The organism is Candidatus Pantoea communis (assembly GCF_011752685.1).
Lineage (GTDB): Bacteria > Pseudomonadota > Gammaproteobacteria > Enterobacterales > Enterobacteriaceae > Pantoea > Pantoea communis.
This window is the reverse complement of sequence record NZ_VWXC01000026.1, coordinates 58,885-72,611: the sequence shown is the minus strand read 5'-3', so window position 1 is coordinate 72,611 and position 13,727 is coordinate 58,885. Positions and strand designations below refer to the sequence as shown.

Here is a 13,727-nt window from a genome sequence, read left to right as displayed (position 1 = left end):
TTATGAACAATATCGAGAGCCTGACTGAGAAGCATAAAAAAAATCCGTAATCCCTGAGAGATTACGGATTCTTGCAGAACTGCCGGATCGTTCAACCGATCATTTTTGTCTTAACTGATCGGCATTACGTCACCGATGACGACCTTTTATTTATGACGACACCCTGTTTACCGTGCGCTGGAATGCGCACCGAAAAGGCATCGCTGAAGACTTAATCCAGTTTCACACCCAGGCGGTGCGCCACTTCTTCATACGCTTCAATCAGGCCACCGAGGCTCTGACGGAAACGGTCTTTGTCCATTTTGTCCATGGTCTCTTTGTCCCACAGACGCGCGCCGTCTGGCGAGAACTCATCGCCCAACGTCACTTCACCGTTAAACAGACCGAACTCCAGTTTGAAGTCGACCAGGATCAGACCGGCGTCATCAAACAGTTTGCTCAGTACGTCGTTGGCTTTGAAAGTCAGTTCCTGCATGCGCGCCAGATTGGCTTTGCTGACCCAGCCAAAGGTCTCGCAGTAGGATTCGTTGACCATCGGGTCGTGTTTGGCGTCATCTTTCAGGAAGAGATCAAACAGCGGTGGATTGAGCAACATGCCCTCTTCCACGCCCAGACGTTTTACCAGCGATCCTGCCGCACGGTTGCGCACTACGCACTCCACCGGCACCATCTCCAGCTTTTTGACCAGCGCTTCGTTATCCGACAGCAGCGCTTCCATCTGGGTCGGAATGCCCGCTTCCTGCAATTTGGTCATGATGAAATGGTTGAACTTGTTGTTCACCATCCCTTTACGATCAAACTGCTCGATTCGTGCACCGTCTCCTGCTGACGTATCGTTGCGGAATTCAAGTACCAGCAGATCCGGATTGTCGGTGCTGTATACGGTTTTCGCTTTACCGCGATACAACTCAGCTCGCTTTTGCATCTCATTAACTCCAAACATGAAAGAACCCGTGTTCAGCGGTGTTTCACCGCGCGATGACTGCCTGACGCAATCGTTTACCTCGCCGGGCGCTATTATGCCAAAATCAAAACAAAAAGGCCGGAGAATCTCCGGCCCTTTGGCAATTTATTTGTTCAGTGCGCCCTGGAACACCGCCACCAGCGCGTCATTCTGCGCCTGAGTGAGCACATGGCCCTTAGGATCAATGAACTGCAGACTGCTGCGGTTATCCAGATCGCCAACCTGCAATTTATAATCGCCGTTTGGCAGCTCAGGATCTTTCGCACCAATCGCGTCAAACGCGCTGCTGCCCGGCTGCTTGTAGGTCACTTTCAGACTACCCTGCGAGCGGTTGTCATCGGTGACTTCCATGCCCACACGCTTCAGCGCCGCTGGCAGACGCTGCCAGGTGACGTTAAACGGTGAACGCAGCACCAGCAGTGGCAGACCGGTATCATCTGCGCCGCTCTGGACATCAATCTGCCCGGTCGCGCGGCCCGCAGCGGCATCAGCACTGGCGGTGTCGATCTTATCCAGACCGGTACTGATGTCGTTCAACATCTGGCCGGTATAGCGTTGGATCTGTGCCGGAGCCGTCACCGTCTCACCTTTCTGCTGCAATTCCAGCAGACGGACTGTCAGCACCTGCTGATAGCTCTGGTTTTGTACGCTGATCTGATAACGACCACGATACTGGTTATCTTCATCCGCACGGTTCCACTGCACCCAATCGGTGGTCAGCTGCTGCCCAGCATCATCACGCTGTGCAATCGGGAACTTGTAGGACTGGATCACATTCACCACCTGTGACCAGATCGAGCCACGGCTGCTCTCAACAGCCAGCACACCGGTATTACCAGTGAACTGTGCACGCGTGCCGTTCAGCAGCGCCAGAGGTTGAGCCGGAGGACGAATATCCAGTTCTTTACCTACTGCACCCTTCGCAACAGTGTGCGGCACATCGTAATCGCCATTCTGCAGAGGCAGAATCATCCCCGCCGGGGCTTTTAAATCATGCAGTTCAGGCGCCTGCAGGTAAGATTCATCACCGCTGACCTGGCGCTTATAACGCTGATCGCTGGAACAAGCTGTTAGCAGCATCAGGGTGGACAAGCCCACCACGGTTGCCAGCGTCGAGCGCTTAACTGAATAACTCATTGATTCTCCCTAATTTATCGCAGACCCGCTTTAATCAGCGCCTGAGCCGTTTTCGCCTGACCAGCTTCGGTCAGTGGCGTCATCGGCAAGCGCAGCGTGTCATCCGCGATTAATCCTAGCTGTTTCGCTGCCCATTTAACCGGGATTGGATTGGGTTCACAGAAAAGCGTCTGGTGCAGGTGCATCAGACGCTGATTCAGGCGACGCGCTTCGGCAAAATTACCCTGTTGCGCCAGCGCACAGAGTTCAACCATTTCACGCGCTGCAATGTTGGCTGTAACCGAGATTACGCCTTTGCCGCCCAGTTGCATGGAGTCCAAAGCTGTCGCGTCATCGCCGCTGACAATAATGAACTCATCATTAACCAGCTCTTGGATCTGAGAAATACGCGATAAGTTCCCGGTGGCCTCTTTGATTCCGATAATATTTTTAATTTCGGCCAGGCGAGCCACGGTTTCTGGCAGCATGTCGCAGCCCGTACGTGATGGTACGTTATACAGCATCTGTGGCAGATCGGTGCTTTCGGCAATCGCTTTGAAGTGCTGGAACAGACCTTCCTGAGTTGGACGGTTGTAGTAAGGCGTCACGGTCAGACAACCCACCACACCGGTGCCGGTAAAGCGCTTCGTGAGAGAGATACCTTCAGCAGTGGCATTGGCGCCGGTACCGGCAATCACCGGGATACGGCCATCCGCCAGCTCCAGGGTCTGCATCACCACATCGCCATGTTCTTCATGGCTGAGGGTAGCGGATTCGCCGGTGGTGCCAACAGAAACAATCGCCGCGGTGCCGCTGGCAACATGATAATCAATCAGTTTTTTCAAACTCTCGCGGCAGACATTACCTTTTTCATTCATTGGCGTAATGAGCGCAACAATACTTCCGGTGAACATGGGCTATCCCCTCGACAAACAAGTGCCTCATGTTACGTTTTACCTCGAAAGAAAAGCAAGCGAGCCAAGCCATTCCTGCCCTTGTCAGCAGTTTTTTTTATGTTTACCTTATGGTTATTAGCGAACGTACAGGAAATGCCATTTTGTCGCAGTCACAGCCTCACCATCTGGTGATCACCGCATTGGGCGTTGATCGTCCGGGTATCGTCAATACCATCACTCGCCACGTCAGTAGCTGCGGCTGTAATATTGAAGACAGTCGTCTGGCGATGCTGGGCGATGAGTTCACCTTCATCATGTTGCTTTCGGGGAGCTGGAACGCGATAACCCTGATTGAATCCACGCTGCCGATGAAAGGGGCTGAGCTGGAACTGTTGATTGTGATGAAGCGCACTAATGCGCGCGTCACCCCGCCGATGCCTGCCACGGTATGGGTGCAGGTGGAAGTGCCAGATTCTCCTCATCTCATTGAGCGCTTTACCGATCTGTTCGATAAACATCAGATGAACATTGCCGAATTGGTGTCGCGTATTACCCCGGCACAGGAAGGTGTCCCACCGACACTGTATATTCAGATGACGGCACACAGCCCGGATAATCAGGCCAGCGCACCGTTTGAACAGGCCTTCAACAATCTGTGTGAAGAACTGCATGCACAAGGCTCAATTCGTCTTTATAGTGTCACCGACGATGCCAACAACACCCTGTAAGCTAACGCCGGATTATTTCTCCACACACTCTGCCCTGCGGCATACCGTGTAGTGAAATAACCCAGAGGGTGGCACCCGCTGGTGCTTTTTGCCGCGAGGGTGTATTACCCACAGCATGAAGAAAAAAATGGAGAGTTGTGATGAATCCACTGAAAGCCGGTGATACCGCACCGAAATTTAGCTTGCCCGATCAGGACGGCGAACAAGTAAATTTGGCCGACTTCCAGGGACAGCGCGTTCTGGTCTATTTCTACCCGAAGGCCATGACGCCGGGTTGCACCGTTCAGGCCTGTGGTCTGCGCGACAACATGGATGCGTTGAAAACCGTGGGCGTGGAAGTGCTGGGCATCAGCACCGATAAGCCTGAAAAGCTGTCACGTTTCGCCGAAAAAGAGGTGCTGAACTTCACCCTTTTATCTGATGAAGACCACCAGGTCTGCCAGGAATTCGGTGTCTGGGGTGAGAAAACCTTTATGGGTAAAACCTATGACGGTATCCACCGCATCAGTTTCCTGATCGACGGCAACGGCAAAGTTGAGAAAGTCTTCGACGACTTCAAAACGTCGAACCACCACGACATCGTGCTGGATTATCTGAAGTCGGCATAAAACAAAACGGGTGCACAATGTGCACCCGTTTTGTTTACCCCTGCTGATGTTCCAGCGTGGTTTCCGGCCAGGCGCGCACCACGGCCTTGATTAACGTCGCCAGCGGGATGGCAAAGAACACGCCCCAAAAGCCCCACATGCCACCAAAAATCACCACCGAAAGAATGATCACCAGCGGATGCAGGTTGACCGCCTCTGAGAACAGAATCGGCACCAGCACATTGCCATCCAGCGCCTGCACCACCAGATAAACGATAAACATCGTCCAAAAATCGGTGCCTAAGCCCCACTGGAATAGACCGACGCCAATCACCGGAATGGTGACCACCATAGCGCCGATGTAAGGGATTAGCACGGAAATCCCGACCAGCACCGCCAGCAGCAGCGCATAGTTGAGCCCTAAGACCAGGAAGGCAATCCAGGTGACAAACCCTACCGCGACCATCTCCAGCACTTTGCCACGAATGTAGTTGGTGATTTGCTGATTCATCTCCTGCCACACCACGCCCGCTAACCCGCGATTGCGCGGCAGCACGCGACGCACAGCATTGAGCATCTGTTCTTTATCTTTCAGCAGGAAGAACACCATCAGCGGCACCAGCACCAGATAGATCATCAGCGTCATCAGCCCGACTAGCGAGGCCAGTGAGTACTTCACCAATGACTCCCCCAACCCGGTCAGGCGGCTACGCAGATTCTCCACGATGATATCGATGATGCCCGCATCCACCAGCGCCGGAAAACGCTTCGGCAACCCGGCGGCATAGACGTAGAGCTTGTTGAGCATATTCGGCAGGTCACGCAGCAAATTGATGCCCTGCTGCCAGGCCACTGGCGCAACAATCAGCACCATCACCAGCAAAATACCGGCAAAAACAATCAGCACCATGCTGGTGGCGCAGGTGCGGCTGCATCCCAGGCGCTGTAATCGAACGGTTGGCCACTCCAGCAGATAAGCCAGCACCAGCGCGACCAGCAACGGTGCTAATAATCCACTGAAGAAAAACAGGATACAGAACGCCATCAACAGGATTACCAGCAGGCCAATCGCCTGCGGATCGCTAAAGCGACGTTTGTACCATTGGAAAAGCAGAGCCAGCATTTCACTTCCTTGACGCCAAAAACGGGATGACGATTGTACAGAAATTTACGGCGAAAACCTGATGTGCATAAACCTGCATCTTAAGAAACCCGATGAGGATCTGCGCTTCGGGGCAGGCGGCAAAGCCTGAGCAGCTAAGGTCCAATAGCGCCTGTTTAATCACCCCATATTGGGCTGGATATTTTGCAGAATCCTGTGCGTCTGTGCACACCGTATAAATCCTGCACTTTGGTGATAGGGTCGCCATTTTAGTCGACCCTTAAGGCACTAGCGGGTAATACTGCTCACCAGCGCATCCTGCCCGGCAATCATCACGCAGTTACGTCCGGCATTTTTCGCCTGATAGAGTGCGGCATCCGCCTGTTTCAAGCTCACATCTTGCGGCTGGTTATCGGCCTCCCAATGTGCGATGCCCACTGAAAGCGTGATATGCCCAACATGGTCAATCCAGCTCTCGGCGATGCTGGTACGCACGCGCTCGGCAATCACCCGCGCTTCTTCCGTCGAGGTGGCTGGCAACAGCATCAGAAATTCCTCGCCGCCATTACGGCACACCACGTCGGTCTGGCGCGCACTGTTACGCAGGGTACGCGCCACCTGTTTGATCACTTCGTCACCCACATCATGGCCGAAGTTGTCATTCACCCGTTTGAAATGGTCGATATCCAGCGCCAGCACCGCAAAAGGCTGACGCATGGTTTCGAAGTAATCCAGCACCGCACTCAGGCCACGGCGGTTAAGCAAACTGGTCATCGGATCGGTTTGTACTTCCGATTTCAGCCGACCGATTTTGTCCTGTACCAGTCCGATCCCGGTGAGCAAGGCGCGTTTCACCTGTGCGGCTTCGAAGTACCAGGCACGAATACCGCCAATTTCACCCGAAACGCCCTGGGTGTCCATCTGACTGGCTTTACGCGCCAGTTGCCACAGCGGCAAGGCAATCAGACGGGCGAAGATCACCGCCATCAGTAAAGTCAGCAACGCAAACGGCACCGAGTTTTTCAGCACTTTCAGCAGCAAACCCGAGAGCGGTTGCAGGGTGACGTCGGTTGGTTTGAGCGCCACCACCATCCAGCCGGTGGTCGGCACAATGGCGTAACCCGCCAGTTTCGGCGTGTCTTCTTCTTTGACCTGCACCTCGCCATTGGTGCTCTCATTGCGTTGACGCTCGCTGACGATCTCTGGCGCGGTTTTACCAATCAGCTGGCTATTCTGGTGATAAAGCACCTGATTGTTGCGATCCAATACATACACGCGCGTGCCATCCCGATAGAACTGCTCACCGAGTAAGGCATTGAGGATACTTTTCTTCTTCAGATAGATGGTGCCGCCTACATAGCCGAGGTAGCGTCCTTCGTTGCTCCAGATCGGCCAGGAGACAAACACAATCAGATTGTTGGCAGCAGAGATGGTGGGTTTGCTCACCATCGGTTGGCGCTGTGCCAGCGCTTCCCGCGAAGCCTGGCTGGTGAGCTGCATGCCTTTAAGCATCAGTGACTCAGGCGAAATCGCTTTCACTATCCCATTGGTGTCGACCACCGCAACGGAGTTGAAGCTATTGGTTTGCTCACGCAGACGATTCACTTCCTGCTGCGCCAGTTCCGGATTATCAAAATCCTTGCCCAACTGCGTCGCGCTGTAGTGCAGCTGCGACTGTGCCAGCTGGAAAAAGACTTCCGTGGTGGCAGCCAGTTTGGTGGCATAAGCGCGATTGGCTTCGAGCGTGCTCTCGATCAGCACCATACGCTGCACACGCCAGGTGGCGTACAAGGTATTGGCGAGCGTAATGACGATACTGGTGATCGCCAGCAACGCGATCAGCGTACGCAGGTCAGTTTTTGGCCGGATGCGCATCAGCATGACGCAACCGCCCTGGTGTGAAAATTCATCATTCGCGTGCCTGACAATATAGTTATAGTTGGACTAGCTACCCCTGGTGAGTGAACCGCCAATTGTACACCTGCAAACCAGATTGAGCACGAACCATCCTGTCAGACACGCGTAATTATTCAGCAAACGTTGGCGCTAATCGATCAGACCATTCGCATCATAGAACGGCCACGGACCCGGATAATCGCCGATAGCGCACTGGTGTGTCGTCATACCTTGCTGTGGGTGCCAGCGATGTAGCAGGAAACCCGGCGGCTCCAGCACGAAATTCGCCGGACCATTTTCAGACAAATCAAAGGCCACCTGATGCGACACGCCTGGCGCCACGCAGGCTAACGTACCGGCGAAACGCGCCTGTACCGAACGATGCAAATGACCGCTCAACACGCGTTCCACCTGCGGATGCTGGCGGATAATCGCCGCCAGCGCGTCGGGATTGCGTAGCGGTTGCTTATCCATATGGCCGATGCCGGAAACCAACGGTGGATGGTGCAACATCACCAGCGTAGGCAATTGTGGCTCACGTGACAGCTGTTCTTCCAGCCATTCCAACTGCGCTTGATCCACATAGCCCCACGGCTGCTGCGGCACGCTGGAGTCCAGCGCCAGCAGTTGCACCCCTTTCACCCGCGCCTGCCAGTTGAGGGTTTCGCCACGTTGCAGATAGTGGTGATCCGGGAACGCCGCGCGTAGCTGCTGGCGATCGTCGTGATTGCCCGCCATCAGCATGTAAGGCAGTTGCAAACGTCGCAGCGCCGTTCGCAGCGTTTGATACTCTTCTGCATTACCGAAATCCACCAGATCGCCGGTGATCACCACCATGTCCGGGCGCGGCGTCAAACGATTCAGGGTGTCGATGACCCGCAGCAGCGCCGCCTGGGTATCCACTTTTTTATACGACAGGCGACCGTTCGCCTTGATATGTAAATCACTTATTTGCGCAATCAGCGTCAATGCTTCAGACACGAATTTCTTCCTCAGGATGCACAAAATTGCAGGGCGGCGTCTTGCGCCAGCGTCCAGCTCACCGGTTGTCCGGCATGCCAGGCTTCACGCGCATGGCGATCGACCTGAATCGGCATTGCAAGGCCGATATCGATCATCAGCCGCTGCGACGCGCCTAAAAAGGTGCTGGCAAGGATAAAGCCCTGGCGTGCGTAGCGATTATCATCGGCGAGTAGCACATCTTCCGGACGACAGAAGCGCTGAGGATTGCCGCGCTTATCCACATCGACGCAGTTAATCGCCCCGACAAAATCCGCGACAAACTTCGAAGCGGAATGCTGATAGATATTTTGTGGCGTATCGATCTGTACCAGACGCCCCTGCTCCATCACCGCGATGCGATCGCCGAGCGCCATGGCTTCTTGCTGATCGTGCGTGACGTACACGGCGGTGATCGCCAGCTTCTTCAGTAAGGTGCCGATTTCCAGACGCAGGCGATCGCGCAGACGTGCATCCAGCGCCGCCAGCGGCTCATCAAACAGCAGCACTTTGGGTCTGGCTGCCAGCGCACGCGCCAGTGCCACACGCTGTTTCTGTCCACCGGATAACTTATCAATGCTGCGCTGTGACAACGCGCTGAGATCCACCAGCTCCAGCATCTCCTGCACGCGCGCTTCACGTTCAGCACGCGCCACGCCCTGCACTTTCAAGCCGTAGGCCACGTTCTCGGCCACGTTGAGATTGGGAAACAGCGCATAGTTCTGGAACACCATGCCAACGTTGCGTTTCTCAATCGGCAACGCGGTAACGTTACGATCGTCGAACCACACCTCGCCGCCCGCATCACAGCGTTCAAGCCCGCTGATGATGCGCAAGGTGGTGGTTTTTCCGCAGCCAGAAGGCCCGAGCAACACCAGGGTTTCCCCGGGATTCACGGTCAGATCGAGCGGATGCAATGCCAGTTGGTGATTGAAGTGACGTGAACAACCGCGTAGCGTCACGGTAACGGCCGCAGGATTCATGCCGCCTCCTTGTTTTGGCGCGATACCGCGCGGTTAAGCCAGTGATTCACCGCATTCAGCATCAGCAGTAGCGGCAAAATCATCAGAATGAAAATCAGCGTATAAGCGGAACCCACTTCCAGTCGCATGGAGGCGTAACTGTCCGCGAGGCCAACCGGCAGGGTTTTGGTCAGCGGCGTATGCAGCATCCAGGTGATGTTGAACTCCCCCACCGACAGGGTGATCACCATAAAGGCGCCCGCCAGAATGCCGTTGCGGCAGTTGGGTACCACCACGGTAAAGAAGCGCTGCCACAGGCTGGCACCGAGGCTGGCGGAAGCTTCTTCCAGACGCGGCATATCGATCGCCTGCATCACCGCCAGCACCGGTCGCATCATAAACGGCAGCGTGAACAGCACGTGACCAATCAGAATAAATACCCAGCTGTCACGCAGGCCGGAAAACTGGCCGTAAAGCAGAATGATGCCGAGCGCGGTGGCTAAGCCGGGCAGCGCCACGGGCAACATCAGGCACTCTTCAATACGTGCTGCCCAGCGGCCGGGCGCTTTCAACAAACCCCACGCGGCGGGTACGCCAATCACCAGAGTGACCAGCAGGCAGAACAGCGCAATCAACAGCGACAGCCAAAACGTGTCGGCATACATCTCCCACACCTGTTCAACCCACTTCAGCGTCAAACCGCTGCGCAGACCGATAAAATAGTTGTTGGTGACGCCCGCCAGCATCGACAGCACCACCGGCACAATCATAAACAGCGCGGTGAGCGTGGTGACAAGCAGCTGCAGGCTAAACAATCCGCGACGATTCATGCGGCCCCCTTGTGTGCCAGGCGGCGCGCTAACATCAGCGCCAGCCAGGCGACCGCGCCCATCACCACCGACAGCGCCGCCGCCGTAGCAAAGTTAGCGTAGTTAGTGAATTCGCCATAAATGGTCAGCGGTAACACCGCCAAATCGGTGCCGAGCGTAAAAGCGGTGCCAAACGCGCCCATGCTGGTGGCGAAACAGAGTGCGCCGGTAGAGAGCAATGCCGGCTGCAGGCCGGGCACGATCACGTCCCAGGTAATACGCCACTGACTGGCGCCAAGTGATCGCGCTGCCTCTTCCAGCGAGCGGTCAAGCTTTTCACTGGCCGCCACCAACGTGACGATGGCGCGCGGCAGCGAGAAATAGAGATAGCCGATAAACAATCCGGTGAGTGAATAGGCCAGCGTCCAGCGCTCGTGCACCAGGCTCATGCTAATTTGCGCCAGCAAGCCCCGACGGCCAGCGAGCATCACCACCAGAAAACCCACTACCACGCCGGGAAAAGCCAGCGGGAAGGTCAATAAGGCTAATAACGTGCCGCGCCCAGCAAAACGCTGACGCGCCAGAAAACAGCCGACGATGGCAGCAAGCACCAGCGTGACCAATGTCACCGCCAGCGACAGCAATACGGTATTCAGCAAACTCAGCAGGTAATTCGGCTGGCTAATCACGGTCCAGTAGCCGCTGTGCTGGGTGGTGCGATCGTTTTGCATCCCGATTTGCAACAGGCGCGCAAACGGCAGCAACCAAAATGCACTGAAGAACAGCAGCGCGGGCAGCGCCAGCCACAACCATTTGCTGCCCGGCAAGCTGCGAGCCTGGCGGCGTGAAGCCGCCAGGGTGTCGGAGATCGACATGATTAGTGAATCTCGCTCAGGTACTTAGCAGAGAAGGCTTTCTGCGCATCGGCCATCTGCTGATAGTCGACAGTTTGGGCGCGTGCATAATCGCTATCCGGCAGGAAGAATTTCTTCGCTTCGGATGACATTGCAGAAGTACGCACCGGGCGCAGGAAGGCATTGGCCCAAATCGCCTGACCTTTGTCCGACAGCACATAATCGATCACTTTCTTGCCATTAGCTTCGTGTGGCGCGTTCTTCACCAGACTGATGACGTAAGGAACCGTCACCGTGCCCTCTTTCGGGATCACAAACGCAACGTTGGCGTGATCTTTATATTTGGCGCGATAGGCGTTGAAGTCGTAGTCGAGCAGAATCGGGATTTCGCCGGAAATCAGACGCGCATAGGCCGTCTGCTTCGGTACGATTGGCTGGTTGGCCTGCAGTTTCTTGAACCAGTTCAGCGCTGGCGTGAAGTCCTGCATGTTGCCGCCTTTCGCCTGGTTAACGGCCACAGCAGCCACATAACCGACAAAGGCACTGGCCGGATCAAGGTAGCCAACCATCCCTTTGTACTCAGGTTTCAGCAGGTCATCCCAGGATTGTGGCACTGGCGCGCAGCCGAGCGCATCCACGTTGACCATAAAGCCCATGGTGCCCGAGTGCAGCGCAACCCATTTACCGTTTGGATCTTTCATTCCGGCTGGGATGTCGTCCCAGTGCTGCGGTTTATAACCGGTGATGACGCCCGCGCTGTCGGCCTGGATGCCGAAACTGACGCCGTAATACACCACATCTGCCACCGGATTGCCCTTCTCCGCCACCATTTGCGCCAGCGCCTGGCCGGAGTTTTTGTTGTCTTGTGGCACGGTGATGCCGGTGTCTTTGGCAATGGCTTTGAGCTGTGTACCCCAGTCAGCCCATTCGGGCGGACAGTTGTAGCAGATCGCGGTTTCGGCGGCCTGCGTCATCATACTGAACAGCGAACCGGCGGTCAGCGCGATCGCTCCTGCAAGAATTTTCATTTTTTTATGGAATTTCATGGTGGTTATGGTTCCCTGGTGGTGGCAGTCAAAACGGTGGCGGGTGCGGCGATGCTTTCACCGCTCCGCAACCGGTGGGCCAGTACGCGGGTGCCGCGGCTGGCTTGTTGTAACAACATATCGATGGCACAGGCACCGAGCATGTCGGCTGGCTGAGAGACGCTCGCCAGTGACGGCGCAATCTGCTCGCCAATATCGATGCCGTCAAAACCCATCACCGAAAGTTGCTGCGGGATGCGTACACCGGCACGCGCCGCGGCACCAATCAGGCTGATGGCGAGCAAATCATTTGTACAAATCACCGCTGTCAGCGGTGCTGCGCCCTGCAACTGCGGTTGCAGCAGCGCGAAATCAGAATGGGTATGGCTGGTCATTTCAATCACCGGCAGCGCATTCAGCCCTGCGGCCTGCATCGCATCGCAGTAGCCCTGATAACGCAGGCGAGCGCGATCCGATTGCAGCATCGGCCCGGCGACCATGCCGATATGACGATGGCCCAGACTTAGCAAATGTTCGGTGGCTTCCCGCATCGCCTGCTGGTTATCCACGCAAATCGCTGGCCAGTGACTCTGCTGAGGCACGTTGTGCGCCAGAACAAACGGCATGCTGGCTTCATGCAGCGTGGTCAGAACCGCGCTGTTATCCGCATCAGCCACGGTCAGCACCAGGCCCGCCACGCGCTGGCGCAGCATGTGTTCGACGATCGCCGCTTCACGCTCTGGCTGATAATCACTGGTTGCCACCAGCAAACCGTATCCAGCTGCACGCGCCTGACGTTCCATCGCCTGTAACTGGCGTGAGAAGATCGGGTTGAGCAGCGAAGGCAACAGCACACCCAGCGTGGTGGAACTTTGCGTACGCAGCTGACGTGCAATGTGATTGGGGCGAAATCCGAGTTGCTCTGATGCCGCCAACACCTTTTCCAGCGTGTCAGGCCGCAACAGATGGGGATCAGAAAATGCGCGTGCGGCGGTAGCGCGAGATACGCCAGCCAGCTTTGCCACACTGATTAAATCGGACATGTTCGCCTCGTGATTGAGCAATGAGATCGATCTCATTGGCGCTTAAAGTAGCGGCGAACTGTGACAGCAACATCGCGGGGAGATGACGAAAAAATGACAGCAGCGCGAACTGCTGTCAGGCAGGAATTACAACATCAGGAAGGCGTAACCTTCGTTTTGCAAAGAGGCAACCGTGGTGCCACTGGAGAGCGTATGAGTGACGCGCGTATCGATCCAGTCACGCTGTAGCTGATGGAACGCCACCGACTGATCGCAAATCGTCACCTTTACACCCGCCTGCTTTAACTCATCGATCAATTTCAGGTTCGGGTTATCTGTGCCGTAAGCTTTGCGGAATTGTTCGTTATTCAGCGCGGCGGGCACGGCATCGCTGTTGATTGACACCACGAAATTCAGCTGATTTAGCGGCACCCCGGCAGCGTAATAAAGGTTGGTGACACGCGCCACGCGTTCCAGTCCGAGGTTAGGTTGACGGACATCCCCTTCCGTGCGGTTGATCTGAAAAACGACCTTATTGCTCAGGCCTGGCGTATTCGCGGGATTGTAATCCGGCGTATTCACAAAATGGATTTTGCCGTAGCCCGCGATGGCTGGCGTGCTCCAGAAGTCCGCTGGCTCGCTTTTGTTGTCAGCAAACTTGCTGCTGACCTTATCCACCAGCTCTGGAAGCTGTAACACATTACCGCCCACGAAACCCGCCAGTGCGGCGATAACAATATAGGACGCTGGACGCATTTCACTTCTCC

Annotated in this window: 14 protein-coding genes; 2 read left to right on the top strand and 12 right to left on the bottom strand. The window is 55.6% G+C overall.

The annotated features are described in order from the left end of the window. Nucleotides 1-211 precede the first annotated feature (211 nt). The 3 genes from purC to dapA all read right to left on the bottom strand — a co-directional run bounded on the left by purC (nucleotide 212) and on the right by dapA (nucleotide 2,994). Nucleotides 212-925, bottom strand: coding sequence for a phosphoribosylaminoimidazolesuccinocarboxamide synthase (gene purC / locus F3J37_RS24685; protein ID WP_034825771.1), 714 nt, complete (start codon nucleotides 923-925; stop codon nucleotides 212-214). Nucleotides 926-1,069: 144 nt separating this feature from the next. Further along, nucleotides 1,070-2,101 (bottom strand): outer membrane protein assembly factor BamC, encoded by a 1,032-nt coding sequence (gene bamC / locus F3J37_RS24680; RefSeq protein ID WP_034825767.1) that lies wholly within the window; start codon nucleotides 2,099-2,101, stop codon nucleotides 1,070-1,072. Nucleotides 2,102-2,115: 14 nt separating this feature from the next. Beyond that, the gene (gene dapA, locus F3J37_RS24675; RefSeq protein ID WP_034825765.1) at nucleotides 2,116-2,994 is read right to left on the bottom strand and encodes a 4-hydroxy-tetrahydrodipicolinate synthase; all 879 of its coding nucleotides are present in this window, start codon (nucleotides 2,992-2,994) and stop codon (nucleotides 2,116-2,118) included. A 110-nt stretch (nucleotides 2,995-3,104) separates the two neighbouring features. On the opposite strand from dapA, the gene F3J37_RS24670 reads away from it, so the two are divergent. Both F3J37_RS24670 and bcp read left to right on the top strand, forming a co-directional pair. Beyond that, nucleotides 3,105-3,704: a glycine cleavage system transcriptional repressor gene (locus F3J37_RS24670; protein WP_370523124.1), complete on the top strand. Its 600-nt coding sequence runs from the start codon at nucleotides 3,105-3,107 to the stop codon at nucleotides 3,702-3,704. Between the two features lie 140 nt (nucleotides 3,705-3,844). Further along, complete coding sequence (gene bcp / locus F3J37_RS24665; protein WP_034825761.1) at nucleotides 3,845-4,312, top strand: thioredoxin-dependent thiol peroxidase; 468 nt, start codon at nucleotides 3,845-3,847, stop codon at nucleotides 4,310-4,312. A gap of 34 nt (nucleotides 4,313-4,346) precedes the next feature. Here bcp and F3J37_RS24660 read toward each other — a convergent pair whose 3' ends face one another. From F3J37_RS24660 to F3J37_RS24620, 9 genes are all read right to left on the bottom strand, one after another. After that, nucleotides 4,347-5,414: an AI-2E family transporter gene (locus tag F3J37_RS24660; RefSeq protein WP_034825758.1), complete on the bottom strand. Its 1,068-nt coding sequence runs from the start codon at nucleotides 5,412-5,414 to the stop codon at nucleotides 4,347-4,349. Nucleotides 5,415-5,681: 267 nt separating this feature from the next. Then, nucleotides 5,682-7,274, bottom strand: a complete 1,593-nt coding sequence (locus F3J37_RS24655) for a sensor domain-containing diguanylate cyclase (protein ID WP_058959105.1) — start codon at nucleotides 7,272-7,274, stop codon at nucleotides 5,682-5,684. A gap of 165 nt (nucleotides 7,275-7,439) precedes the next feature. Next, nucleotides 7,440-8,270 (bottom strand): phosphodiesterase, encoded by an 831-nt coding sequence (locus F3J37_RS24650; protein ID WP_166936357.1) that lies wholly within the window; start codon nucleotides 8,268-8,270, stop codon nucleotides 7,440-7,442. Nucleotides 8,271-8,281: 11 nt separating this feature from the next. After that, nucleotides 8,282-9,271, bottom strand: coding sequence for an ABC transporter ATP-binding protein (locus F3J37_RS24645; protein WP_166936355.1), 990 nt, complete (start codon nucleotides 9,269-9,271; stop codon nucleotides 8,282-8,284). Continuing rightward, nucleotides 9,268-10,080, bottom strand: coding sequence for an ABC transporter permease (locus F3J37_RS24640; RefSeq protein WP_034825754.1), 813 nt, complete (start codon nucleotides 10,078-10,080; stop codon nucleotides 9,268-9,270). The genes F3J37_RS24645 and F3J37_RS24640 overlap by 4 nt, the downstream gene beginning before the upstream one ends. Then, nucleotides 10,077-10,934, bottom strand: coding sequence for an ABC transporter permease (locus F3J37_RS24635; RefSeq protein ID WP_166936353.1), 858 nt, complete (start codon nucleotides 10,932-10,934; stop codon nucleotides 10,077-10,079). The genes F3J37_RS24640 and F3J37_RS24635 overlap by 4 nt, the downstream gene beginning before the upstream one ends. 2 nt (nucleotides 10,935-10,936) lie before the next feature. After that, nucleotides 10,937-11,959 (bottom strand): ABC transporter substrate-binding protein, encoded by a 1,023-nt coding sequence (locus tag F3J37_RS24630; protein ID WP_166936351.1) that lies wholly within the window; start codon nucleotides 11,957-11,959, stop codon nucleotides 10,937-10,939. A 5-nt stretch (nucleotides 11,960-11,964) separates the two neighbouring features. Further along, entirely contained in the window at nucleotides 11,965-12,981 is a 1,017-nt protein-coding gene (locus tag F3J37_RS24625; RefSeq protein ID WP_166936349.1) for a substrate-binding domain-containing protein, read from the bottom strand. Between the two features lie 126 nt (nucleotides 12,982-13,107). Then, nucleotides 13,108-13,716, bottom strand: a complete 609-nt coding sequence (locus F3J37_RS24620; RefSeq protein ID WP_058959112.1) for a DsrE family protein — start codon at nucleotides 13,714-13,716, stop codon at nucleotides 13,108-13,110. Nucleotides 13,717-13,727 lie beyond the last annotated feature (11 nt).

What these genes read in the sequence shown, in the direction of transcription:
- purC (WP_034825771.1), bottom strand. Translation starts at nt 925, where the DNA reads ATGCAAAAGCGAGCTGAGTTGTATCGCGGTAAAGCGAAAACCGTATAC.
- bamC (WP_034825767.1), bottom strand. Translation starts at nt 2,101, where the DNA reads ATGAGTTATTCAGTTAAGCGCTCGACGCTGGCAACCGTGGTGGGCTTG.
- dapA (WP_034825765.1), bottom strand. Translation starts at nt 2,994, where the DNA reads ATGTTCACCGGAAGTATTGTTGCGCTCATTACGCCAATGAATGAAAAA.
- F3J37_RS24670 (WP_370523124.1), top strand. Translation starts at nt 3,105, where the DNA reads ATGGTTATTAGCGAACGTACAGGAAATGCCATTTTGTCGCAGTCACAG.
- bcp (WP_034825761.1), top strand. Translation starts at nt 3,845, where the DNA reads ATGAATCCACTGAAAGCCGGTGATACCGCACCGAAATTTAGCTTGCCC.
- F3J37_RS24660 (WP_034825758.1), bottom strand. Translation starts at nt 5,414, where the DNA reads ATGCTGGCTCTGCTTTTCCAATGGTACAAACGTCGCTTTAGCGATCCG.
- F3J37_RS24655 (WP_058959105.1), bottom strand. Translation starts at nt 7,274, where the DNA reads ATGCTGATGCGCATCCGGCCAAAAACTGACCTGCGTACGCTGATCGCG.
- F3J37_RS24645 (WP_166936355.1), bottom strand. Translation starts at nt 9,271, where the DNA reads ATGAATCCTGCGGCCGTTACCGTGACGCTACGCGGTTGTTCACGTCAC.
- F3J37_RS24640 (WP_034825754.1), bottom strand. Translation starts at nt 10,080, where the DNA reads ATGAATCGTCGCGGATTGTTTAGCCTGCAGCTGCTTGTCACCACGCTC.
- F3J37_RS24635 (WP_166936353.1), bottom strand. Translation starts at nt 10,934, where the DNA reads ATGTCGATCTCCGACACCCTGGCGGCTTCACGCCGCCAGGCTCGCAGC.
- F3J37_RS24630 (WP_166936351.1), bottom strand. Translation starts at nt 11,959, where the DNA reads ATGAAATTCCATAAAAAAATGAAAATTCTTGCAGGAGCGATCGCGCTG.
- F3J37_RS24625 (WP_166936349.1), bottom strand. Translation starts at nt 12,981, where the DNA reads ATGTCCGATTTAATCAGTGTGGCAAAGCTGGCTGGCGTATCTCGCGCT.
- F3J37_RS24620 (WP_058959112.1), bottom strand. Translation starts at nt 13,716, where the DNA reads ATGCGTCCAGCGTCCTATATTGTTATCGCCGCACTGGCGGGTTTCGTG.